Origin of the sequence: Agrobacterium radiobacter (genome assembly GCF_040801995.1) — a bacterium.
GTDB classification, from domain to species: Bacteria; Pseudomonadota; Alphaproteobacteria; order Rhizobiales; family Rhizobiaceae; genus Agrobacterium; species Agrobacterium radiobacter.
This window is the reverse complement of record NZ_JBEGHX010000002.1, coordinates 1011807-1034348: the sequence shown is the minus strand read 5'-3', so window position 1 is coordinate 1034348 and position 22542 is coordinate 1011807. Positions and strand designations below refer to the sequence as shown.

The window sequence follows — 22542 nt, the reverse complement described above, 5'->3', positions numbered from 1 at the left end:
TCTTAAACCGGGGCGGCTTTGCCGCCCCGTCATTGCGTCTGAAAGGGAGTAGCATAATGGGCGGTTATATTCTGGCGATCGATCAGGGAACGACATCGACAAGGTCGATGGTCTTTGATCGCGACATGCGGGTCATCGGTGTCGGGCAGCGAGAATTTCCGCAACATTTCCCGGCCTCCGGCTGGGTCGAACACGATGCAGAGGATATCTGGAAAAGTGTGCTGGAAACCATCCGGTTGGCGCTTGCCGATGCCGGCATCGCCGCATCCGATATCGCGGCGATCGGCATCACCAACCAGCGCGAAACGACCGTGCTTTGGGACCGTAATACCGGTGAGGCCGTGCATCGCGCCGTCGTCTGGCAGGATCGGCGCGCCGCGCCTGTCTGCGAGGATCTGAAACGCCGGGGACTCGAGCCGCTTTTTTCGAAAAAGACCGGGCTGCTGCTCGATCCCTATTTTTCCGGCACGAAGTTGAAATGGCTTCTCGACAGCGTCAGCGGCCTTCGCGAAAAAGCCGTGAAGGGGGAAATCTGCTTCGGCACGGTCGACAGTTTCCTGATCTACCGTCTCACCGGTGGCCGCCGCCATGTGACCGACGCCACCAATGCCTCGCGAACGCTGATCTACAATATCGAAGACAACGCCTGGGATGATGAACTCCTGTCGATCCTCGATATTCCGCGCGCCATGCTGCCGGAAGTGCTGGATTGCGCCGCCGATTTCGGCGAGACGGACAGGTCGCTGCTGGGTGCGGAAATCCCGATCCTTGGCGTCGCCGGCGATCAGCAGGCGGCCGTGATCGGCAACGCCTGCTTCGAGCCGGGCATGATGAAATCCACCTATGGCACCGGCTGCTTTGCGCTTCTCAACACCGGCACTGATCGCGTCGCCTCCACCAATCGCCTGCTGACGACGATCGCTTACCGCCTCGATGGCGTCACGACCTATGCGCTCGAAGGCTCGATCTTCATCGCAGGTGCCGCCGTGCAATGGCTGCGTGACGAGCTTGGCTTCATCTCGGTTGCATCAGAAGTCAGTGCGCTTGCCGAAAAGGCCGATCCAAGGCAGCGTGTTTATCTCGTACCGGCCTTTACCGGTCTTGGCGCGCCTTACTGGGACGCCGAGGCGCGGGGTGCGATCTTTGGCCTGACACGCGGCACCGGCCCGGCGGAATTTGCGCGCGCGGCGCTGGAAAGCGTGGCCTACCAGACCTTTGATCTGCTGGACGCCATGCGCAAGGACTGGGCGGGTGATAATGGCAAGACGGTGCTGAGGGTCGATGGCGGCATGGTCGCTTCCGATTGGACCATGCAGCGGCTGGCGGATATTCTTGCAGCACCCGTCGATCGTCCTGTCTTTCTCGAGACGACCATTCTCGGTGCCGCATGGCTCGCAGCATCGCGCGCTGGTATCTGGCCGGACCGCAAGGCCTTTGCCGACCATTGGCGGCGTGATCGCCGTTTCAGCCCGGATATGGAAGAGGGCGAGCGGAAAAACGCTATTGCCGGCTGGCGCGACAGCGTCGGCCGCTGCCTCTCGAAACGGGAAAACTAGAGTATTTCCAGCAAAAGTGTGAAGCGGTTTTGCTTTCGGAAATGCGCTAGGAAATCTATACGAAGCTGCCAGGTGCGATGCTCTTGCTCGACACAAGATCGGAAAGGGCGCGCACCAGCTTCGTATCCGCGCCCTTGCTGGGCTGAAGCACGAATTCCACATCCTCCAGAGCCGGCAGCACACCCGCCGCAATCTCCTTGAGGCCTGCCGGCGCCATGCTGCGTGGCTGCACCAGAATGCCCATGCCCGCTCTTGCAGCAGCGGTAAGTCCGCTGAGGCTGCCGCAGGTGCAGACGATCCGCCAGGAGAGGCCGGCCCGGTCCAATGCTTCCTGCGCCGCCTTTCGGGTGATGCTGGGCGGCGGAAAGGCGATCAGCGGCAGGGCGTCCGGCTGGTTCAGCATGCGTTCCGGGTCGCGCGCCAGCCAGACCAGCGGTTCGCGGTAAAGGAAGTGACCCAGCTTGTCGCCGAGGCGGCGTTTGGCGAGCACCACATCCAGCTCACCATTATCCTGCATCTGGTAAAGCACGCCGCTCAGCGAGACCGTCAATTCGAGATCCACCAACGGATAAAGGCGGATGAATTCCTCCAGAATGGCCGTCAGCCGGCTGGCGACGAAATCCTCCGAGACGCCGAGCCGCAGCCGCCCGCGCAGACGGTTTTCGCTGAAGAGCGATGAGACCTTGCTGTCGATCTCCAGCATGTTGCGGGCATAACCAAGCAGCGCCTCGCCCTCGCCAGTCAGTTTCACCTGATGGGTGCTACGGGCGATCAGCCGGCGGCCAAGGGCTGCCTCAAGCCTTTGAATATGCTGGCTGACGGTGGATTGGCCAATACCCAGCCGATCGGCAGCAAGCGTGAAACTGCCGGTTTGCTGAAGCATGACGAAGCTGGCAAGATGTTGAAGGTTCAGCATTATCTCAAATCGTGATAACTGTTAATCTTTGCATCCGAAATCATGATGAGCGATAGTGACGCCCGTTTCAAGCAAAACCGATGCCGGAAAGACTCCCATGACCCGCTTCCTGCCCGATCGTTTCACCATGATGCTGGTGGCCACCGTGATTTTGGCCTCCATCTTGCCGATTAGCGGCGAGCCGGCGGAGTATTTCGGCCTTGCGACGAAACTGGCGATCGCGCTTCTCTTCTTTCTGCATGGTGCGCGGCTTTCGCGGGATGTGGTGATTGCGGGCATCCTGCACTGGCGCCTGCATCTGGCGATCCTGCTCGTCACCTTCGGCCTTTTCCCGCTTCTCGGCGTGGCAATCGGTTTCATTCCCGAAAGCATCCTGCCGGCGCCGCTTTATATGGGTGTGCTGTTTCTCTGCGTGCTGCCATCCACCGTACAGTCTTCCATCGCCTTCACCTCCATGGCGGGCGGAAACGTGCCAGCGGCGATCTGTTCGGCCTCGGCCTCGAATATCTTCGGCATGTTCCTCACGCCATTGCTGGTTGGCCTGCTGTTTACGGTGGGCGGCCATGGCGGCGGCTTTTCGCTGGACGCGTTCCTGCAAATCTTCCTGCAGCTTCTGTTGCCGTTCATCGTCGGGCAGGCTCTGCAGCCCTGGATCGGCGACTGGATCCGGGCGCGCAAGAAGCTGCTGTCCCCGGTCGATCGCGGTTCGATCCTGATGGTGGTCTATCTCGCATTCTCCGACGCTGTCATCGAGGGCATCTGGCACACGTTTTCGCTCAGGGATATCGGCGTTGTCATCCTCATCAACATCGTGCTTCTGGCGCTTGTTCTGTGCGTAACCATGTTCGGCAGCCGTCTGCTCGGTTTCGAGAAGGCCGATGAAATCACCATCACCTTCTGCGGATCGAAGAAGAGCCTCGCAAGTGGTGTTCCCATGGCGGGCGCGATTTTCGCCGGCCAGAGCATTGGCGCGATCGTTCTGCCGATCATGCTCTTCCATCAGATACAGCTGATGGTCTGCGCGGTTCTTGCTCAGCGTTATGCCCGCAAGGCGCATGAAAAGGCAGCGATCGCGGAAACGGCTGCTGCAGAGGGTGCGGCGGCATCCGCTCGCTGACAGGATTTCCGCAAACAAAAACGGCCCCCTAAGGGGCCGTTCTTTTTGCATGTCAGAAAAGCTTAGTTGACCTGAGCCGGGGAAATCTGGGCTTCGATCGTCTTCGGCGCGTCGGCGCTGTCGGACGAGATCGCGATGCGGCGCGGCTTCATCGCTTCCGGAATATTGCGGACAAGGTCGATATGAAGCAGGCCGTTCTTCAAGGAAGCGGTCTGGACTTCGACGTGGTCGGCAAGCTGGAAGCGGCGTTCGAAAGCGCGCGTGGCGATGCCGCGATACAGGAATTCTCCCTCGGTGGTTTTTTCATCCGTGGCCTTCTCGGCCTTCACCATCAGCGCATTGGCGCGGGATTCGATGCTGAGTTCGTTCTCATCGAAACCGGCAACGGCCATGGTGATGCGATAGGTGTTTTCGCCGGTCCGCTCGATATTGTAGGGCGGATAGGACTGGGCCTGTTCGGGCTGGCCGAGGCCGTCAAGCATCGAAAAAAGACGGTCGAAGCCGACGGTGGAACGATAGAGGGGGGAAAAATCAACGTGACGCATGGTGTCCTCCTTAAGAAGCGACTGTTTGCGGTTAAGTCCGGCGTCCCGTTCTGGCTACGGCCGGACATATGGCGCGGTCCCGTTCTGGCGACCGCATGAATGAGATGGGAATGGCTTGCCGCCGCGTCAAGGGGCGTGAAAAGGTGAAAGCAATATGAACCATGGCTGAACGTCAGGTTCCGGCATCGTTCAGTTTGAGAGCCATAAAACATCGGTCATCGGAGACATTCTCCGTGGACAGAAGCAATAACGTCCCTTCTTCTTCTGTCTTATTCGCCGGAACCGCGACTGCTTTAACCGACGGTTCCGGCAATTTTTTCTTTGACCTTCCCGCGCCGCCGACCTATCCCGAAAAGGCACAAAAGCCGGAAAAGACCGATGATCGAAGCCACATTGCGCGCCAGTGAAGACAACCCGGTTCCCGGCAACCATACCGTCGGATATTTTACCGGCCATGGCGGCAAACAGCTTCGATATGCGATCTTCCGCACCAGCCGCCATATTGCCCGCGGAACCGTGGTTCTGCTGCATGGCAGGAACGAATGTATCGAGAAATATTTCGAAACGGTTGGCGATCTTACCGCCATGGGTTTCTGGGTTGCGACCTTCGATACACGCGGGCAGGGCGGTTCCGAGAGGCTGTTGAAGAAGCCGGGTGCCGGGCATGTGCGGCGGTTCTCCGACTACCAGCATGACATCAGCCTTTTTCTTGAGCAGGTGGTGCTGCCGGATACGCGGCTGCCATTCTTCATGATCGCGCATTCCACCGGCGCGCTTGCAGCACTTGCAGCTGCTCCCGGCCTGTCGAACCGCATTGACCGTCTGGCCCTTTGTTCGCCCTTCATCGAGCTGGATAGCCAGCAATCGGTTCCCTCACCCGTGATCCGGATTGTTGCTACGGTCTTGAGTCTTGTCGGTCTCGGCAGGGTTCAGCTCGGAAGAGACCAGCGCGAGCGGGATTTCGACGGCAATCCGCTGACCTCGGACGCCAGGCGTTTTGCCAGAAATCTGACCCTGCACCGGCAGTTTTCGGAATTGTTCATCGGCGCGCCGACGGCGCGCTGGGTCTATGAAGCGCTGAAGACCATGGGCCGGGTGAAACGCCAGGATCACCTGACGAATATTACCGTACCGACGCTTATTCTGGCGCCGATGCTGGATACGATCACGCCCTATAAGGCGCAGGAAGAACTCTCACGCAATTTCCGGGCGGCGCAGCTTCTCCCGATAACCGGCGCGCGCCACGAATTGCTGCATGAGCGCGATGTTTTCCGCAAACAGGTGCTGGCGGCCGTCGACGCGTTTTTCGCGCCGGAGTGATGGCCGCTCAAGCGGGTTGCCTAGAGTTTGGACAGAATGGCGAGCGCTTGTTCGTGCACCGCTTTTGAGCCGGCTGCGAGAATGCGGCCACCATTTTCCGGGCGCCCGCCATCCCAGGTGGTCATGATGCCGCCGGCCTGTTCGATGACGGGGATCAACGCGCCGACATCATAGGGCTTCAGGCCGGATTCGATCACCAGATCGACATGGCCGGCCGCAAGCAGGCAATAGGCGTAACAATCCACGCCGTAGCGGAAAAGGCGGACCTGATCCTGCACTTCTTCGTAAAGGGGCTTTTCTTCCGCAGTAAAGATGTGGGGAGTCGTGGTGAACAAAACGGCGTCCGATAGCGAAGCGCAATTGCGCGTGCGGATCTTCCGCTCGCCATCCGGCCCGAAATACCACGCCGCCTCACCATCGGCGAAATAACGCTCTTTGGTGAAGGGCTGGTCCATGATGCCCATCGTGGCGCGGCCGGCCGACTGGAAGCCGATCAGCGTGCCCCAGACAGGCACGCCCGAAATGAAGGCGCGGGTGCCGTCGATCGGGTCGATGACCCAGATATGGTCGCGGTCGAGACCGACATTGCCGTGTTCTTCGCCGAGAATACCATGCTGCGGAAAATGTGCTTCAATCAGGGTGCGAATGGCGGTTTCTGCTGCCTGATCGCCTTCCGTCACCGGGTCGTAGCCACCATCCTGCTTATTGGTGACGGCAATGCCCGTGCGGAAGCGGGGAAGCGTCTCGGCGCTGGCGGCATCGGCAAGTTTGAAGAAGAAATCCCGGTCGGGCAGCATGCGAAACCTCATCGCCTGAATATTGGGTCTGAATTCTGTGGCGCAATGCATAGACCGGAATCACATCCGCCGTCCACTGATACGGATGACGGGACCGGTGTTTCCATATTTTCAGCAGAAGCCTAAAAAATATGCATAAAATAAAATGATTGACAATTGTGCAGATACTGCGTAGCGTGACCCTGCAGTCTTTGACTGTAAATACCCTCCTTGGGTGTTTCCTCCCTAGACTTGACCGCGCCAAGGCGCGGTTTTTTTTGCCCGGCAAGCCGCCAGGTGATCCGGGATAAAGATTGAATTAGTGGGTGATTCGAGCTGCTACTCGGCAGCGAGCGACGTTTCGATTGCGTATTCGGAAACGAAGACGCCGAGCTGGCGCATGAAGATTTCAAGCGATGCCTGAATGGCCGGAAAATCGGCTTTTTTCAGAAGCGTCTTCTCATCGACGTAAAGTGCGCGATTGACCTCTATCTGCAGCGCATGCAGCGAGCGGATCGGCCGGCCATAATGTTCGGTGATGAAGCCGCCGGCATAGGGTTTGTTACAGACCGCGACAAAACCCAGTTCCTCGAGAAAATGCAGGGCGGCGCGGGAGACTTCCTGGGATGCGCTGGTGCCGTAGCGATCGCCGATGATCACATCTGGCCTGAGATTTGAACCGGCGACACGGATATTGCCCGGCATGGAATGGCAATCGATCAGCACCGCCATTCCGAAATTGGCGTGGGTGCGTGACAGCAGGCGGCGCAGGCAGGCATGGTAGGGCTTGTAGATCGTCTCGATCCGCGAAAGCGCCTCGTCGACCGGCAGGCGATGGGCATAGATATCCATATTCTCGGCGACGATGCGCGGCACCGTTCCCAGACCGCCGGCGACCCGCATGGAGCCAATATTGGCGTAAGGCGGCAACGTGCCTTCGAACATGCGAGGATCGAGTTCGTAGGGTTCGCGATTGACGTCCAGATAGGCGCGCGGGAAATTCGCCTTCAGAAGCGGTGCGCCGATCTCCGGTGCTGCCGCGAACAGCTCGTCGACGAAGTGATCTTCGGAGCGGCGGATCTCGTGCGAATCGAGCCGTGCCGATTCCAGGAAGGAAATGGGGTAGCAGCGGCCGCTATGGGGGGAATTATAGACAAATGGCAGGGTTTGAACGGCAGGTTCCGTTACCTCAAAAAGCTCATATTCACCCGTTACCCAGTCCATTCAGTGCCATTTACCATGTCGCAAACAATCGGGATGTTCATGTTGCCAGTTACGGTGCGGCAAGTCCATACTATCGCCTAAGCAGCGCTATACCGATTCACGTGTTCACAGGATATTTACCGTGAAAATCCTATAATCGGGCTAGGGTATTTCAAACATTGAGTAGTTACGGTCACTTATGATGAATCAGAAAATTCTTCTCGCTGAAGACGACAACGATATGCGCCGCTTTCTCGTCAAGGCGCTGGAAAAAGCCGGTTACAAGGTTTCTTCCTTCGACAACGGCGCCAGCGCCTATGACCGGCTTCGCGAAGAGCCCTTTTCGCTCCTGCTGACCGATATCGTCATGCCCGAAATGGATGGCATCGAGCTTGCACGGCGCGCGACCGAACTCGACCCGGACCTGAAAGTCATGTTCATCACCGGCTTTGCAGCCGTTGCACTGAACGCCGATTCGAAGGCTCCGAAGGACGCCAAGGTGCTTTCCAAGCCGTTCCATCTGCGCGATCTGGTGGATGAGGTCAACAAACTCCTTGTGGCGTAAGGCCTCTCAAAAAACCTTCACAAAACCGAAAAAAAGCAGTTGACGCATCAACCGGTTTTGTGGTCTATCCGCCGCCACGGAGGGCGTGTAGCTCAGCGGGAGAGCACTACGTTGACATCGTAGGGGTCACAGGTTCAATCCCTGTCACGCCCACCATCCGAATTCATGAAAAGGGTTTCTGAGCAATCAGAAACCCTTTTTTCGTTTCTGGCCTGCGCTTACCGCAACCTCCTTTCTCAAGCTTAAGAATTCTTCGGGACCTGGTCGACATCAGGAAATCGACAAGGCGGGAATCGTTTGCGCTGGTTTCAATCTTGGCCGCAATCGTGTCTCGCAATAAATTTCACGATACAAAATAAAATTCAAACCACGTTGACGTGACCTCGGTTTCCGGCTATCTCAAGTGACATGCAATAAATTACATCATATAAAATTTATTGCGGACTAAGTCATTGTCCTTGGGAGGGGAATATGTTGGCTTTTCTGAAATCGACCGCTGCCGCGGGTGTTTTAGCCGTGGCGATTTCCGCTGGTGCCGGTTCTCAGGCCGTCGCTGCGGGCAAATTCGCCTGCGAGCCGGGCGAGACCTATGTGATGAACGTCATGGTTTCCAGCCACCCCTATTGGGTGCCGGTCTTTGAGGGCTTCAAGCAGGCAGCAAAGGCGCTCGGCTGCGAGGCCGTTTTTACCGGTACGCCGGAATATGACATCACCAAGCAGATCGCGTCCTTCGAGCAGGAACTCGTGAAGAAGCCGAAAGGCATCCTGCTGCACCCGATGCAGGCCGATCCATTTATCGAACCCATCAACAAGGCGATTGGCTCCGGCGTTTCGGTGACGACTTTTGCGGCGGATTCTCCGAAGTCGAAGCGCACCGCCTACATCACCTCTGATAATGTCGCCGAGGCGAAATTCGCGGCTGACGAAATCGTCAAGAAGCTTGGTGAAAAAGGCGAATATGCCGTTCTGGAAAATCCGGGACAGAGCAATCACGATCTGCGCGTCACCGCCCTCATCGACTATATGGGGCGCACCTATCCAGGAATGAAGCTGGTCGGCCGCCAGGCGACCAACCAGGATGCGAATGTCGCCTATCAGGCAGTTGGCGCCCTGCTGCAGGCCAATCCAAATCTCGGCGCATTATGGATACCCGAGGCCGGTTCGGCTGAAGGCGCGACCACCGCTGTTCTCGAGGCAAAAAAGAAGGTCCTGATCCTGCATGCGGATATCACGCCTGCAACGCTGGAACATATCAAGCAGGGCAATATCTACATGTCCATCAATCCCAATCAGGGCGTTCAGGGTTTCATGGGTTTCATGAATACCTTTCTCGGCGCCCATTCGGACCTGATCGACCCATTCAACGACTACAAGGTTTCCGGCTTCAACCCGATGCAGGTTCCTTCGATGGACAATGGTTTCGCCGTCATCACCAAGGCGAACGCCGCTTCCTTCGATCTCAACGACTATATGAAGGGGCGCTGACGCGTCGCTCTGGACCCGGCGAGGTTTGCGCCTCGCCGGCCATAAGGGAAGCAGGTTCGGGAGGGCGTTATGGGTGAGGTCATCCTCAGCATGACGAATATTCACAAGGCGTTCGGCCCCGTGCGGGCGCTGCGCAATGCGGCATTTGAGCTGCGGCGTGGCGAAATCCACGCACTGGCGGGTGAAAACGGCGCCGGCAAATCAACGCTGATGCATATCATCGACGGCATTCTGCAGCCGGATGGTGGGGAAATCCTGCTGGATGGAAAACCGGTCAAGATATCCTCGCCCAATGCGGCGAACCGGCTTGGCATCGGCTTCGTGCATCAGGAGATCGCGCTCTGCCCGGAGATTTCGGTCGCCGAAAACATGTTCATGTCGCAGACCGGCCAAAGCCGTTCCTGGTTCATGAACTATCGCGACCTCGAAAGGCAGGCGGCAATCGTGCTGCGGGAAATCGGCGATATCGATCCCACCCGCCGCGCCGGCGACCTTTCGATTTCGCAACAGCAGATCGTTGAGATCGCCAAGGCGCTGACGCTGGATTGCCGCATCCTGATCCTTGACGAGCCGACGGCGGCTTTGACCGAGACCGAAGCCCAGACGCTTTTCAGGATCATGCACCGGCTGGCGGAACGGGGCATTGCCATCATCTATATCTCGCATCGCATGGCGGAGATTTTCGACCATTGCGACCGCATCACCGTCATGCGCGACGGCTGCCATATCAGGACGGAGAATATTGCCGACATTTCCCCCGAGGAGGTCGTCAACAGCATGGTCGGACGGGTGCTCGACAAGCTCTACCCGCCAAAGCTTTCGGACGACGAGAAATCCGATGACATCATTCTTTCGGTTCGGGGCTTGAATGAAGGAAAGCGCGTTTTCGATGTCAATTTCGATCTGCGTCGGGGCGAAATCCTGGGGTTGGCAGGGCTGATCGGTGCGGGAAGAAGCGAGATCGCCCGGGCGGTCTGCCGGTTGGAGGGAAAACCGAGAGGCGAGGTTACGCTGCGTGGCCGGCCGCTGAGGCTGAAAGACTACCGTGACAGCATCCGCGAGGGGCTGGTCTATCTGTCCGAGGACCGCAAGGGGGACGGGCTGTTCCTCAATATGTCCATCGCCTCGAATGTCTCCGCGCTCGATATCGGCAGGGTATCGAACGGCATGGGCTTCATCGAACGGCGCAAGGAGATGAAGCGGGCCGATGAGCTGGGACGTCGGCTGAAATTGCGGGCGAACAGTGTTGGCGATGCGGTGTCGACCTTGAGCGGCGGCAACCAGCAGAAGGTAGCGCTGGCGAAGATGCTGTCGGTAGAGCCGGAGGTCATCTTTCTGGATGAGCCGACACGCGGGGTGGATGTGGGCGCGAAGGCGGAAATCCACCGCCAGATCCGGGAACTGGCGCGTGAGGGGGTCGGCGTGGTCGTCATTTCCTCGGAACTGCCGGAACTCATCGGCGTCAGCGACCGCGTGCTGGTGGTGCGCGAGGGGCGGATCACGGGTGAGGTCGAGGGCGAAGACATGACGGAGGAAAAGATCATGCAGCTTGCATCGATCAATATTGTGCATAGCCCGGAAAGGGCCTGAGGGAGCGGGAAAATGGCAACATCGGAAACACCTTCAAGCCTTGCCGAAACGGCGGTTCGCCGCACCGCCTGGTGGGAGCCGGCGCTCAAGGCGCGGGAAACCGGGCTGATCGTCATCATCCTTGCGCTTTTTGCAGTGATGTCCTTCATATCTCCCTATTTCCTGACCGTGGACAATCTGCGGGCCATGGCCATGGTCTTCGCCATTGAAAGCATTGTCGTGGTTGGCATGACGATCCTCTTGATCTCGGGCGGCATCGATCTTTCGGTCGGCTCCGTCACCGCACTGGCGATGGTGGCGGCCGGCTGGCTTTTCCTTAATGGCGTCGATCCCTGGGTGGCGGCGGGGCTGGCGATCTGCCTGACGACATTGGTCGGCATGGCGATGGGATTTCTGACCACGGTCATCGGCCTGCATCATTTCATCGTGTCGCTGGGCGTCATGGTGATTGCGCGCGGTGTTTGCCTGCTGGCAACCGGCGGGCGGCCACTGGGGCTCTATTCCCTGCCGCCCGAATTCAAATTCATCGGTCAGGGTGTGATTGGCGGCATTCCGCTGGTGCTGATCATATTTGCGGTGGTGGTCGTCTCTTTCGATCTGCTGCTGCGGCGCACGACCGCCTTCCGTAAGGTGTTCTATACCGGCAGCAATCCCAAGGCCGCAGCCTATTCCGGCATCCGCGTCGGCCGGGTCGTGTTTGCCACCACCACGCTTTGTTCGATGCTGTGCGGTGTGGCAGGCGTTATCTACATGGCCCGCTTCGGTTCTGCCCAGCCGAGCTTTGGCGTCGGCATGGAACTCAACGTTATTGCGGCGGCGGTTATCGGCGGCGCGAGCCTTTCGGGCGGCTCGGGCACCATTCTCGGTGCAATCCTTGGGGCGATCCTTCTCTCGGTCGTTTCCAGTTCGCTTGCCTTGCTCAATGTGTCTGTCTACTGGCAGGACATCATCAGGGGAAGCATATTGCTGACTGCGGTTCTGTTCGACCACTATCTGGTCAGGCGTCGCCGCTGAGCGCCCATTGAACGCCCATGGGTAACTGGAGAAAGACGATCATGCTGGATATCAAGGACGATTTCGATCAACAGAGACAGATGTATTCCGTCCTGGTGCTGCATTTCATCGAGGGGGTGAAGCAGTCAGAGATCGCCGAGCGGCTCAATCTTTCCCATACCAAGGTGAACCGCATGATTGCGGCCGGCCGTAAGGCGGGCATGGTGAAGATCACCATCGCCAGCCCCTATCAGAGGCTGGTGGATCTTGAGAGCGAGATCACCCGCCGTTTCGGCCTCAGGCAGTCGGTGGTCACACCAACGGTATCCGATAATCCGGAAACCGCCTTGCAGATGGTGGGTCGGGTGGCCGCCAACCATTTGCTGGAGACCATCCGTGACGGCGACGTGATTGCGATTACGGGCGGCAAGGCGGTGAGCGCGGTTGTCGACAATCTGCAGGCGGAGCGTCGTTTCGATGTGCGGGTGGTGCCTTTGACGGGCGGCGTGCAGGGCAAGCACTATACGGATGTCAATCATCTCGCCACGCAGCTGGCGGAGAAACTCGGCGGCAGCGCCTCGCTCGTGCATGCGCCGCTGTTTGCCGAGGATGAGGAACAGCGCGATTTGCTGATGAACGTCGCATCGATCCGCGAGGTCTTCGATCTGGCGCGGCAGGCGCAGGTGGCGCTGGTCGGCATCGGTTCGGTGGAGGCGCCGGGCTCAGGCTATTACGATCTTCTGCCGGATGCGGCCCGTGGCGGGCAGGCGCTGGTGGATGCGGGCATTGCCGGGGAATTTCTTGCCCACCTCACCATGGCGGACGGGCAGCTGGCGCGGATCGATCTCAACTCGCGCGTGGTGGCGCTGGACCCCGGGCAGCTTGCCCGGTGCCCGAATATCATTGGCGTGGCGGCAGGCGCCATCAAGGCTGGACCGGTGGCTGCCACGCTTGCCGGCCGTTATCTGACCTCGCTCGTCGTGGACGAGGCAATAGCCGGCTATTTACTGGATCATGAAGGAGGGGAAACCTCGTGACGGACAATTCAATATTGACCCGGACGATCGGCGGCAGCGCCATCAGCGCATCCGCCGTGGGGCTTGGCACCTGGGCCATCGGCGGCTGGATGTGGGGCGGCACCGACGAACGGCAGTCCATCGCCGCTATCCAGGCCTCCATCGATGCGGGCATTTCCCTCATCGACACCGCGCCGGCCTATGGCATGGGGCTTGCAGAAACCATCGTTGGCAAGGCAATTGCCGGCAGGCGTGACAAGGTGGTGCTGGTCACCAAATGCGGGCTTGTCTGGCATGTGAATGAGGGCTCTTATTTCTTCCATCAGGATGGCAAGCCGGTTCACCGTTATCTCGGTGCAGCATCCATAAGGCACGAGGTCGAAGAGAGCCTGAAACGGCTCGGAACCGACTATATCGACCATTACGTCACCCATTGGCAGGACGCCACGACACCGATTGCCGAGACGGTCGGGGCTTTGGTGCGGCTGAAGGAGGAGGGAAAGATCCGTTCCATCGGGGCAAGCAACGTTTCGCCGGACGATCTCGAAGCCTATATCGCAACCGGCGCGCTGGATGCCATTCAGGAAGAATATTCCATGGTGAAGCGCGGTATCGAGACGACGCTCCTGCCGCTTTGCCTGGAGAATGCCGTCTCGGTTCTCAGCTATTCGTCGCTGGCGCTCGGTCTCCTCTCGGGCAAGGTTGGGCCGGAGCGGGTTTTTGCGGAAGACGACCAGCGTCACGGCAACCCGCGCTTCAGTCAGGCGAACCGCCAGAAAATCGCGCGGTTGATCGACGTGCTGAAACCGGTGGCGGCCACCCATGGAGCTTCGGTCGCGCAGGTGGTGATTGCCTGGACGATTGCGCAGCCGGGCATAACATTTTCGCTGTGCGGCGCGCGTGATCCGGCTCAGGCGGTTGAAAATGCCGCGGCGGCGCGTCTTCGCCTCACGGAGAGTGAGCTGGCGCTCATCAGTGCCGGCGTCGCGGAGCATCTTGTGGGGCTCGATACCTGATTATGTAAGCTGAGACGGGACTTCAGGCGAACAGCGTATCATTTTCGTCCCGTCTCTCACGTCGCTTTAAACGGTCAACAACATTGGGACGCTGGTCATCAGCCAGCGAACGGTATTTCTATGCCCAGTTTTCGCGAGGACGCTCTGCGCCGCATCCGGCACGATGGTGATTTTGATGCCGTCGTTATCGGCGGCGGCATCAACGGAATTGCCGCCTATCGCGATCTCGCCTTGCAGGGGCTGCGGGTGCTGCTGGTCGAGCGCAACGATTTCTCCTCAGGCTGCAGCGCCGCACCCTCGCGCATGATCCATGGCGGCCTGCGTTATCTCGAAAACGGTGAATTCAGCCTCGTGGCAGAGTCTTTGCGGGAGCGGGACGCACTTCTGAGGCTCGCGCCGCATATGGTTCGTCCGCTGCCGACCACGATCCCGATTTTCTCGACTTTCAGCGGCCTTTTCAACGCGGCAGCAACCTTTGCCGGCTCAGGCGGAAAACCCGCAAGCCGGGGCGCTCTCGCCATCAAGGCGGGTCTCATGCTCTATGATTTTGTCACCCGCAAAAACCGTATTCTGCCCCGTCACGCGTTTCGTGGAGCGCCCGGGACTTTGCAGCATTGGCCGGATCTGACGCCGGAAATCAGATACTCCGCCACTTACTACGATGCGTGGATAAGCCAGCCCGAACGGCTTGCGCTGGAGCTTCTGATCGACACCCGTACCGATGCGCCGCAAAGCATTGCGCTCAACTATGCCGAACTTGTCCGTCTTGGCGATGAGTACCGTCTTCGGGTGGAGGGCGCGGATGAAACCCTACCCATCCGCCCAAGGATCATCGTCAATGCGACCGGCGCATGGATCGACGAGACGATTGGCACGCTGACCGCCGGGCCAGTGGCGGAGAAAGCAAAGCCGACCGTCTCCGGAACCAAGGGATCACATCTGATCATCGCCAACGACGCGCTTCTCAACGCCCTGAACGGCCATATGATCTTTTTCGAGAATGCCGATAATCGCGTTTGTATCCTCTTTCCCTATCTCGGCCGGGTTCTCGCTGGCTCGACCGACATCAAGGTGGATCGTCCCGAGCGGGTGCGCTGCGAGCCCGAGGAGCGGGACTATATTCTGGACGCGATCCGGCAGGTCTTTCCGCAGATTGACATCGACCATTCCGACATCGTCTTCAGTTTCAGCGGCATACGCCCGCTGCCGCGCAGCGATGCCGCCTTTACCGGAAAAATATCCCGCAGCCATTTCATCCACCGCGTTGCGGGCGATCCGCCACAGCTCTGCATGATCGGCGGTAAGTGGACCACCTTCAGAGCCTTTGGTGAGCAGGTGACCGACGAGGTTCTGGCCTTTCTTGGACGCAGACGACTGACCGGCACCATGGATCGCCCAATCGGCGGCGGCAGGAATTTTCCCACCGGCGCAGGCAGCCTGCCGGCCTTGCTGTCGGAGGAGTTCTCGATCGCCGGAGACCGGGCGGAGCATCTGGCTCTGGCTTACGGCTCCCGCGCCTTCGATCTGATGGGCTTTTGCCGGGACCGTGCAGATGATGCACCGCTTTCAGAAAAATCGCCGATAACGGCCGCGGAGGTGATCTGGCTGATCCGCTGTGAACACGTGCGACACCTGACCGATCTCGTGTTGCGGCGTACGACGCTCGCCATCACCGGCGTCATCGATGCCGAACTGATCGACGCGATCTTGAACGTCGCGGCACGCGAGCTGGGCTGGCCGACCACCCAGGCGGCAGCGGAACGGCAGCGGCTTACCGATGAGCTGGAGACTTTTTACGGCGTCACGCCGGCAATGCTTCAACACAGATGCAAGGAGAATGCATGATGATGCGGATTTCGAAAAAGGCGCGCATGAACCGGCTGTTTCGCAATGGCGGCTGCCTCGATGTGGCCATTGATCACGGGGTTTGCAACGAGCCGAGCTTCCTTGTCGGGCTGGAGGATATGGCGCAGACCGTGGGCAGGCTGGTCGAGGCCGGTCCCGATGCTATCCAGATGGCCTATGGGCAGGCCGATCTGCTGCAGCAGCGGCCGGAGCGCGACAAGCCGGCCCTCGTCATGCGTATCGACATGGGCAATCCCTATAATTCCACGCGCCACAGAACGATGTGGTCGCAGTTACAGAACCATCACGATCCGATCATCGGTGCGCTGGAAATGGATGCCGCCTGCGTCGTCGTGAACCTGTTCATGCTGCCGGACGAGCCGGACCTGTTTCGTCAATGCGTCGAAAACATCAGTCGCGTGCGGGCAGATTGCCATCGTTTCGGCATGCCGCTGATGATCGAACCTCTGGTGATGCTGCCCAATGATATCAGGGGCGGTTATCAGGTGGATGGCGATGCCGAAAAGATCGTCACGCTGGTGCGTCTTGCCTCGGAAATGGGAGCCGATATCATCAAGGCCGATCCGACCAGCGATCCGCGCGATTTTCACAAGGTGATCGAAGCCGCGCGGTGCCCGGTGCTGGTGCGGGGCGGGGGACGTGAGGACTTGCGCAATGTACTGGCAAAATCGGCGGCTCTGGTGGCCGAAGGCGCGAACGGCATGGTCTATGGGCGCAATATCTATCAGCACGACAATCCCAAGGCCGTCGTTGCGGCGTTGATGGCCATCATCCATCAGGGTGCAGGTGGTGAGGAAGCATGGGATATCTATAATCGTGGCTGACAAAAATTACATATTGGGTCTCGATGTCGGCAACACGGTCATCAAGGCCGTGCTGTTCGACACGGCGGGCCGGCAGATCGCGCAACACGCCATCGATGGACATTCGACGTTCCCCCAGCCCGGCTATGTCGAGCGCGATCTCGAGGAATTATGGCGGAACGGCTGCGAGGCGATCCGCCAGCTTCTGGTAAAATCCTCTGTCGATCCCCGCAGTATTCTGGCGGTGGGCTGCGCCGGCCACGGCAATGGTCTTTACCTTCTGGACAAGAACCAGAAGCCCCTGATCGGCATCCAGTCGCTCGACAGCCGCGCCGCCGATGTGGCGGCCGAGCTTGACCGGAAAAGCGGAGCGCAGTTGCAGGCTCGTTGCCTGCAGCGGCCATGGCCTGCGCAAACACCCAGCCTGCTTGCCTGGGTCAAACGGCATGCGCCCAATCTATACGGGCAGATCGGCACGGTCCTGTTCTGCAAGGATTTCGTCAATTTCCGCCTGACGGGTTGCCTTGCCAATGATATTTCCGACCTCAGCGGCGCGGGGCTGCTGGCCTTGCCGGAAGCGCACCTCGACCGCGAGCTTCTGTCACTTTACGATCTTGAGGACGCGTTCGCGTTTTTCCCCCGTCTCGTGGAATCGGCCGACATCGTCGGCCATGTGACAAGCGAGGCTGCTGACATCACGGGGCTGCCCGAAGGCACGCCCGTCATTGGCGGTTTCTTCGATGTGGTCTCCAGCGCCATGGGGTCGGGCGTCATCAATGCCGGGGAGGCTTCCATCATCGCTGGCACCTGGAGCATTAACCAGGTTTTCGCAGACAAGCCGGTCATCAGCCCCGATGTCTTCATGGTCACGGCCTTTGGCCGTGACCGCTATGTCAATATCGAATCCAGCGCCACTTCCGCTGCCAATCTCGAATGGTACGTGCATCGTGTTCGCGGCGACCATGGTGACCATGCCTTCGAGCGCTGCAACGAATTGGTCGGTTCCGTCACACCGCGCGCCGACGATCCGTTTTTTCATCCGTTCATTTTCGGATCGAGGCTGGGTGCGGAATTTCGGGGCGGCTTTTATGGCCTCGCCGGATGGCATGGCGAGGGCCATATGTTGCGTGCCCTGTTCGAAGGTGTGTGTTTCGAACATCGTCGCCATATCGGTGTCCTGCGCGAAGCGGGATTGCCGGTGGAAAGCGCCGTGATGTCTGGCGGCGGTTCCCGCAGCCAGCATTGGCCGCAGATCATGGCTGATGTTCTGGAAATTCCGCTGCGTGTCGCGGAGGCGCGCGAGACGGGCGCACTCGGCGCGGCCATTGGCGCGGCCGTGGCGATTAGGCTTTATCCTGATTATGAGGAGGCGGTTGCGGCGATGACACGGGTTGCGAATGCTTATCAGCCGGATGCTGCGCAAGTCTCGCACTATGGGCGGCGTTATGGTCTCTATGCAGAATTGACCGCACAGTTGCGTGGCTTCTGGAGCGCCTTGAGGTTACCGCAATAGTCTCCGGCTTCGGCAGAGCGCAATTCCGCGCTGCATCAAGCAGAGCCCCTGCGCAGTGAAGTATCTGTGCAGGGGATAAAATATCGCGTAATAGTTTGTATATACTTAAATATTGCAACTTTATAAAGTATTGATGTTTTTTAATTGCGCGTGAAAAATAGAATTGAAAGTAAATCTTAAGCTTAACTTCTTAAGCTCACTCTCCAGCCCGGTCGCCAACAGTTGCGCACGCACCCGTAACTCCCGCTACCGTCGCAGCATAGTTTTGAGGGATGGGACATGCTTTTTAAATCGACAACGGGCCGGAATATTTTTGCGGTCGCCGCATGTGGTGTCTTTGCGACGATCGCGGCTTCGGCCGTGCTGTTTTATCGGTCCATGGAGGATACCAGGGCCAACAATCTCGAGCGTATGCGGCAGATCGCCCATGCCGAAGCGCTAGTGACCGAAAAGAATATCGGCGGTACCATTCACATCGTCAACAGCCTCGCCTCGGTTCTGGAATCGATGAAACAGTCAGGTGATGCCGACCGGGGCAAGGCCGATCAGATCATTCACCAGATGCTGGCCAATAACCCCGATATCCTTGGCCTCTGGACCGGATGGGAGCCCAATGCGTTTGACGGTAAGGACGCGGATTTCGCTAACAGGGAAGGCCATGACGCGACCGGCCGGTACATACCCTATTGGGTGCGCAGCGGCGGCAAAATAAGCAATACCGCTTTGACCGACTATGCCACCGCAGGCCCGGGCGATTATTATCAATTGCCCTTTACCCTGAAGAAAACGGTCGTCATCGAACCCTATTCTTATGCAATCGACGGCAAGGAGGTTCTGATCACCTCGATCGCCAAGCCGGTTATGGTCGATGGCAAACCTCTGGGCGTTGCTGGCCTCGACCTGTCGCTTGATGAAACAGGCAAGGCGCTTTCGACCGTGCGGCCCATGGGAACGGGTTTCGTCAGTCTCGTCAGCGGCGGCGGCAAGATCATCAGCCATCCGGATGCGGCGATCATGGGAAAAAGCCTTGCGGATGGCGGTGCGCAGACCGCTGGCTGGGATCAGCTGATTGCAAATCCCGGTGCGGAGCGGGAGATTACCACACAGGACGGAACGAAGTCCTTCGCCATCGCCTTGCCCGTCATGCTTACCCAGGACATGAAATGGTACGCAATCATCTCGGTGCCGGAAGAAACAGTGCTTGCGCAGCTGCATGCCATGATGCGTGACGCCGCTGTGACGATCGTGACGGCCACCGTGCTGCTGGCGCTGGCGGGATGGTTCATCGCGCGGCGGTTCATCGGGCGCATCGCCAATATCATCGATGAGACCGCCCAGATTGCGCAGGGAAATCTTCAGCTGACACTGAAGGATATCGAGACAAGGGACGAGATCGGCGATCTTGCCCGCTCGCTTGACGTTCTGCGCGAAAACAATCGACAAAAGGCCTCGCTGGAACAGCAGGCGGAGAGCAACCGCGCGCTTGGCGAAGAAGAGCGCACGGTCCGGGAACGCAGGGCCGCCGATGAGGCGAGCAGCATCCGCTTTGCCGTCGACAGCCTGGCCTATGCGCTGGCAAAGCTCGCCGACGGCGATGTGTCCTGTCGAATAGACGATCCCTTTGTCGAGCAGCTCGATGCGGTGCGGAGCGACTTCAACGGCTCGGCCGGGAAATTGCAGGACGCGCTTCTGCGGGTATCGGAAAATGCCTCTGGCATCGATGCCGGCGCCAATGAAATCAAGGCGGCGTCCGATGATCTGGCGCGGCGAACGGAGCAGCAGGCGGCGGCCGTTGAAGAAACCGCTGCCGCCCTTGAGGAGATCACGATAACGGTAAAGGATGCCGCGAACCGTGCACATGAGGCGGGCCGGCTCGTTTCCCGCACGCGCATCGGCGCGGAACGGTCGGGTGAGGTCGTACGGCAGGCCGTGCTGGCGATGGAGCGGATAGAGAAATCGTCAAACGAGATTTCCAGCATCATCGGCGTGATCGACGAGATCGCGTTCCAGACGAATTTGCTGGCGTTGAATGCCGGGGTGGAAGCGGCGCGTGCCGGCGAGGCGGGCAAGGGTTTTGCCGTGGTGGCGCAGGAAGTGCGTGAGCTTGCCCAACGCTCCGCCGCCGCGGCGAAGGAAATCAAGTCGCTGATCACAAAGTCGAACCAGCAGGTCGAAGACGGCGTGCATCTTGTCGGCGACACCGGCAAGGCGCTCGATGTCATCGTTGCCGAAGTGCAGGAGATCAACCAGCACGTCGCCGCGATCGTGGAATCCGCGCAGGAACAGTCGTCCGGCCTCCAGCAGATCAACGTTGCCGTCAACCAGATGGATCAGGACACGCAGAAAAATGCGGCAATGGTCGAGGAGATGACTGCCGCAAGCCACACCCTGGCAACAGAGGTCGATGCGCTGAACCGGCTGCTCGGCCAGTTCGAACTCGGTCAGGGAACGGGTGTCCATCGGGGTTCTCTCAGGGCGGCCTGATTGGACGCCTTCGCCATCGGCGCTGTTGGGGCCGGCGGGGAAATGGAAGATGGACTTTGTCTGCAAATTGAGCATCTTATTCCTGCAAGCAGTAATGGGATGATCAACAGCAGATGGATATCAGGCGCCTGAAATCGTTTATCACGATTGTCGACATGGGTAGCATAACCAGGGCGGCCGATGTGCTGCATATTGCCCAGCCGGCGCTTAGCCAGCAACTGGCGAGTATCGAGGAGCATTTCCGCCAGAAACTGCTGACACGAAGCCAGCAGGGCGTGGTCATGACCGATGCCGGCAAGGTCGTCTACAGGCATGCGCAGGTCATTCTGCGACAGATGGAGCAGGCGCAGGCGGAGGCGCTGGAAGCGGGCGCGGTGCTTTCCGGCAAGGTGTCGGTGGGGCTTGCGCCTTTCAGCAGCGCCGCCACGCTCTCGCTGCGTCTGATGGAAGAAACCAAGCGGCTTCATCCCGGCATTCTGCTGCACATCACGGAAAGCGTCAGCCAGCCCTATAGTCAGATGATCATGAATGGCCGTTTGGAAATGGGCCTGATTCACGGCACCGGGCCGATCAGGGGCGTCAAGTTCACGCCGCTATTGCGTGAGGAATTCGTGCTGGTCGTGCATCGCAGCTTCGGCGTGGAACCGGGCGATGCGCCGATCACGGTTGCTGATCTGGCGTTTCTCCCTTTCCTTCTACCGCCGACCTATAATTTCGTACGCCGCGCCATCAATCTCGCTTTCACCCGCAGCCGCAAGGATCTGATCGTCATGGCGGAGCTGGAATCGGTAAGGACCATCGCGCGCGGCGTGGATGCCGGGCTTGGCGCGACCATAACGCCCAAGGCCATCGCTGACCGTATCGTGGCGGAATCCAATGAAGAAATCGTCGTCAGGCAGATCGCCAGCCCGATGATCGAGGAAACGCTGTCCTTCTGCGTATCGGACAATACGCCGCTCTCCGAGCCTGCGCTGGCCGTCAAGGAGATATTGCTGCAACTGGCGGAGACCCTGAAATAAAAGGATCAGGCCGAGTTTAAAACTACGCGCGGCACAGTCATTCTGTACCGCGCGCAGAAAAGATTAAAGCATTGATTCCTTGCGGCAATTCACCAGTAGTTCGGCCACCGAAAGGTTGTTCGGCAGGCAAAGCAGGGTTTCCACCATTTCAGCGAGATCCTCCGGCTGGGTCATATCCTCGCGGCTGACTTCCGTTTCGCCTGCTGTCATGTCGGTTGCGATATAACCGGGGCAGAGGGCGGTGGCGCGCACGCCGCTGTCCCACAACTCCTGGCGGATTCCGTGGGTGAGGGCGACGACGGCGAATTTCGTCATTGCATAACCGACATTGGAGCCAACGCGGCGTCCCGCCAGCGAGGCGACATTTATGACCCTGCCCTTTCCGGACTTGACGAGATGGGGAATGGCGGCGCGTGTTACCCTCAGGGGCCCCTTGACGTTGATGCGCCACATCTGGTCGAGGCTTTCTTCGCCCGCATCCATGACCCGGACCTTCGGGTTGATGCCGGCGCAATTTACCAGACCATCGATTCGGCCATATCTTGTTGCGACGGCTTCAACCCAGGCCTCGGCCGAGCCCGTCTCTTCCGCATCGTATCGATCAGCTGAAAGCCGGTCCTTTACCGCAACAGCGGCCGGATTTCGCGCTCCCGCCGCGACGGTGAAACCGGCTTCGTGAAGCCTCTTGGCGATCGCAAGGCCAAGGCCTCGCGATGCGCCGGAAACCATGATGACACGGCCACTTCCTCCCAACATGCT

The 22542-nt window shown here is 59.1% G+C and carries 20 protein-coding genes and 1 tRNA gene; 16 read left to right on the top strand and 5 right to left on the bottom strand.

Annotated features, from left to right (window positions below; all coding sequences use genetic code 11):
- Positions 1-56 precede the first annotated feature (56 nt).
- Positions 57-1556: a glycerol kinase GlpK gene (glpK, locus tag MRBLRC7O_RS18645; RefSeq protein ID WP_080867022.1), complete on the top strand. Its 1500-nt coding sequence runs from the start codon at positions 57-59 to the stop codon at positions 1554-1556.
- Positions 1557-1611: 55 nt separating this feature from the next.
- Here the strand turns inward: glpK and MRBLRC7O_RS18640 are convergent, their stop codons facing one another.
- The gene (locus MRBLRC7O_RS18640) at positions 1612-2472 is read right to left on the bottom strand and encodes a LysR family transcriptional regulator (RefSeq protein WP_003505897.1); all 861 of its coding nucleotides are present in this window, start codon (positions 2470-2472) and stop codon (positions 1612-1614) included.
- 97 nt (positions 2473-2569) lie between these two features.
- Here MRBLRC7O_RS18640 and MRBLRC7O_RS18635 point away from each other — a divergent pair, with 97 nt between their 5' ends.
- Positions 2570-3589, top strand: a complete 1020-nt coding sequence (locus MRBLRC7O_RS18635) for a bile acid:sodium symporter family protein (RefSeq protein WP_003505904.1) — start codon at positions 2570-2572, stop codon at positions 3587-3589.
- Positions 3590-3651: 62 nt separating this feature from the next.
- On the opposite strand, the gene hspL is transcribed toward MRBLRC7O_RS18635, so the two are convergent.
- Complete coding sequence (gene hspL / locus MRBLRC7O_RS18630; RefSeq protein ID WP_111820631.1) at positions 3652-4134, bottom strand: heat shock protein HspL; 483 nt, start codon at positions 4132-4134, stop codon at positions 3652-3654.
- A gap of 161 nt (positions 4135-4295) precedes the next feature.
- Between hspL and MRBLRC7O_RS18625 the strand changes: the two genes are divergently transcribed.
- The gene (locus tag MRBLRC7O_RS18625) at positions 4296-4541 is read left to right on the top strand and encodes a hypothetical protein (protein WP_020810333.1); all 246 of its coding nucleotides are present in this window, start codon (positions 4296-4298) and stop codon (positions 4539-4541) included.
- A complete protein-coding gene (locus MRBLRC7O_RS18620) occupies positions 4513-5454 on the top strand; it encodes an alpha/beta fold hydrolase (RefSeq protein WP_080867021.1) in 942 nt (313 codons plus the stop codon). The genes MRBLRC7O_RS18625 and MRBLRC7O_RS18620 overlap by 29 nt, the downstream gene beginning before the upstream one ends.
- A 20-nt stretch (positions 5455-5474) precedes the next feature.
- On the opposite strand, the gene hisN is transcribed toward MRBLRC7O_RS18620, so the two are convergent.
- Complete coding sequence (gene hisN / locus MRBLRC7O_RS18615) at positions 5475-6251, bottom strand: histidinol-phosphatase (protein ID WP_020810332.1); 777 nt, start codon at positions 6249-6251, stop codon at positions 5475-5477.
- 318 nt (positions 6252-6569) lie between these two features.
- On the bottom strand, positions 6570-7454 hold the full coding sequence (locus tag MRBLRC7O_RS18610; RefSeq protein ID WP_003505913.1) for an N-formylglutamate amidohydrolase: 885 nt from the start codon (positions 7452-7454) through the stop codon (positions 6570-6572).
- Between the two features lie 181 nt (positions 7455-7635).
- On the opposite strand from MRBLRC7O_RS18610, the gene cpdR reads away from it, so the two are divergent.
- From cpdR to MRBLRC7O_RS18550, 12 genes are all read left to right on the top strand, one after another.
- Complete coding sequence (cpdR, locus tag MRBLRC7O_RS18605) at positions 7636-7998, top strand: cell cycle two-component system response regulator CpdR (protein WP_003497910.1); 363 nt, start codon at positions 7636-7638, stop codon at positions 7996-7998.
- Positions 7999-8079: 81 nt separating this feature from the next.
- A tRNA-Val gene (locus MRBLRC7O_RS18600) sits at positions 8080-8154 on the top strand.
- A gap of 315 nt (positions 8155-8469) precedes the next feature.
- Positions 8470-9483 carry a substrate-binding domain-containing protein gene (locus tag MRBLRC7O_RS18595; protein WP_020810725.1) on the top strand — a complete coding sequence of 338 codons (1014 nt, stop codon included), beginning with the start codon at positions 8470-8472 and terminating at the stop codon, positions 9481-9483.
- Between the two features lie 69 nt (positions 9484-9552).
- Complete coding sequence (locus tag MRBLRC7O_RS18590; protein ID WP_003505917.1) at positions 9553-11073, top strand: sugar ABC transporter ATP-binding protein; 1521 nt, start codon at positions 9553-9555, stop codon at positions 11071-11073.
- 12 nt (positions 11074-11085) lie between these two features.
- Positions 11086-12087 carry an ABC transporter permease gene (locus tag MRBLRC7O_RS18585; RefSeq protein WP_003505919.1) on the top strand — a complete coding sequence of 334 codons (1002 nt, stop codon included), beginning with the start codon at positions 11086-11088 and terminating at the stop codon, positions 12085-12087.
- 41 nt (positions 12088-12128) lie between these two features.
- Entirely contained in the window at positions 12129-13103 is a 975-nt protein-coding gene (locus tag MRBLRC7O_RS18580; RefSeq protein WP_003505921.1) for a sugar-binding transcriptional regulator, read from the top strand.
- Positions 13100-14098: an aldo/keto reductase gene (locus tag MRBLRC7O_RS18575; protein WP_111820630.1), complete on the top strand. Its 999-nt coding sequence runs from the start codon at positions 13100-13102 to the stop codon at positions 14096-14098. The genes MRBLRC7O_RS18580 and MRBLRC7O_RS18575 overlap by 4 nt, the downstream gene beginning before the upstream one ends.
- 120 nt (positions 14099-14218) lie before the next feature.
- Positions 14219-15943: a glycerol-3-phosphate dehydrogenase/oxidase gene (locus tag MRBLRC7O_RS18570; protein WP_111820629.1), complete on the top strand. Its 1725-nt coding sequence runs from the start codon at positions 14219-14221 to the stop codon at positions 15941-15943.
- Between the two features lie 2 nt (positions 15944-15945).
- Positions 15946-16788 (top strand): class I fructose-bisphosphate aldolase, encoded by an 843-nt coding sequence (locus MRBLRC7O_RS18565; protein ID WP_003505929.1) that lies wholly within the window; start codon positions 15946-15948, stop codon positions 16786-16788.
- Positions 16781-18280, top strand: coding sequence for an FGGY family carbohydrate kinase (locus tag MRBLRC7O_RS18560; protein ID WP_162690782.1), 1500 nt, complete (start codon positions 16781-16783; stop codon positions 18278-18280). Before MRBLRC7O_RS18565 ends, MRBLRC7O_RS18560 begins: the two co-directional genes overlap by 8 nt.
- Before the next feature lie 279 nt (positions 18281-18559).
- The gene (locus MRBLRC7O_RS18555) at positions 18560-20764 is read left to right on the top strand and encodes a methyl-accepting chemotaxis protein (RefSeq protein WP_003505933.1); all 2205 of its coding nucleotides are present in this window, start codon (positions 18560-18562) and stop codon (positions 20762-20764) included.
- 113 nt (positions 20765-20877) lie between these two features.
- The gene (locus tag MRBLRC7O_RS18550; protein ID WP_003505935.1) at positions 20878-21783 is read left to right on the top strand and encodes a LysR substrate-binding domain-containing protein; all 906 of its coding nucleotides are present in this window, start codon (positions 20878-20880) and stop codon (positions 21781-21783) included.
- Positions 21784-21846: 63 nt separating this feature from the next.
- Here MRBLRC7O_RS18550 and MRBLRC7O_RS18545 read toward each other — a convergent pair whose 3' ends face one another.
- Positions 21847-22539: an SDR family NAD(P)-dependent oxidoreductase gene (locus MRBLRC7O_RS18545; RefSeq protein ID WP_111820628.1), complete on the bottom strand. Its 693-nt coding sequence runs from the start codon at positions 22537-22539 to the stop codon at positions 21847-21849.
- Between the last annotated feature and the right edge of the window lie 3 nt (positions 22540-22542).

Excerpts from the sequence above, each read along its gene's own strand:
- MRBLRC7O_RS18585 (WP_003505919.1), top strand. The coding sequence starts at position 11,086 with ATGGCAACATCGGAAACACCTTCAAGCCTTGCCGAAACGGCGGTTCGC.
- cpdR (WP_003497910.1), top strand. The coding sequence starts at position 7,636 with ATGAATCAGAAAATTCTTCTCGCTGAAGACGACAACGATATGCGCCGC.
- MRBLRC7O_RS18580 (WP_003505921.1), top strand. The coding sequence starts at position 12,129 with ATGCTGGATATCAAGGACGATTTCGATCAACAGAGACAGATGTATTCC.
- MRBLRC7O_RS18550 (WP_003505935.1), top strand. The coding sequence starts at position 20,878 with ATGGATATCAGGCGCCTGAAATCGTTTATCACGATTGTCGACATGGGT.
- MRBLRC7O_RS18570 (WP_111820629.1), top strand. The coding sequence starts at position 14,219 with ATGCCCAGTTTTCGCGAGGACGCTCTGCGCCGCATCCGGCACGATGGT.
- MRBLRC7O_RS18635 (WP_003505904.1), top strand. The coding sequence starts at position 2,570 with ATGACCCGCTTCCTGCCCGATCGTTTCACCATGATGCTGGTGGCCACC.
- hisN (WP_020810332.1), bottom strand. The coding sequence starts at position 6,251 with ATGCTGCCCGACCGGGATTTCTTCTTCAAACTTGCCGATGCCGCCAGC.
- MRBLRC7O_RS18545 (WP_111820628.1), bottom strand. The coding sequence starts at position 22,539 with ATGTTGGGAGGAAGTGGCCGTGTCATCATGGTTTCCGGCGCATCGCGA.
- MRBLRC7O_RS18640 (WP_003505897.1), bottom strand. The coding sequence starts at position 2,472 with ATGCTGAACCTTCAACATCTTGCCAGCTTCGTCATGCTTCAGCAAACC.
- MRBLRC7O_RS18565 (WP_003505929.1), top strand. The coding sequence starts at position 15,946 with ATGCGGATTTCGAAAAAGGCGCGCATGAACCGGCTGTTTCGCAATGGC.
- MRBLRC7O_RS18595 (WP_020810725.1), top strand. The coding sequence starts at position 8,470 with ATGTTGGCTTTTCTGAAATCGACCGCTGCCGCGGGTGTTTTAGCCGTG.
- MRBLRC7O_RS18610 (WP_003505913.1), bottom strand. The coding sequence starts at position 7,454 with ATGGACTGGGTAACGGGTGAATATGAGCTTTTTGAGGTAACGGAACCT.
- MRBLRC7O_RS18625 (WP_020810333.1), top strand. The coding sequence starts at position 4,296 with ATGGCTGAACGTCAGGTTCCGGCATCGTTCAGTTTGAGAGCCATAAAA.
- MRBLRC7O_RS18555 (WP_003505933.1), top strand. The coding sequence starts at position 18,560 with ATGCTTTTTAAATCGACAACGGGCCGGAATATTTTTGCGGTCGCCGCA.
- MRBLRC7O_RS18620 (WP_080867021.1), top strand. The coding sequence starts at position 4,513 with ATGATCGAAGCCACATTGCGCGCCAGTGAAGACAACCCGGTTCCCGGC.
- MRBLRC7O_RS18590 (WP_003505917.1), top strand. The coding sequence starts at position 9,553 with ATGGGTGAGGTCATCCTCAGCATGACGAATATTCACAAGGCGTTCGGC.
- hspL (WP_111820631.1), bottom strand. The coding sequence starts at position 4,134 with ATGCGTCACGTTGATTTTTCCCCCCTCTATCGTTCCACCGTCGGCTTC.
- glpK (WP_080867022.1), top strand. The coding sequence starts at position 57 with ATGGGCGGTTATATTCTGGCGATCGATCAGGGAACGACATCGACAAGG.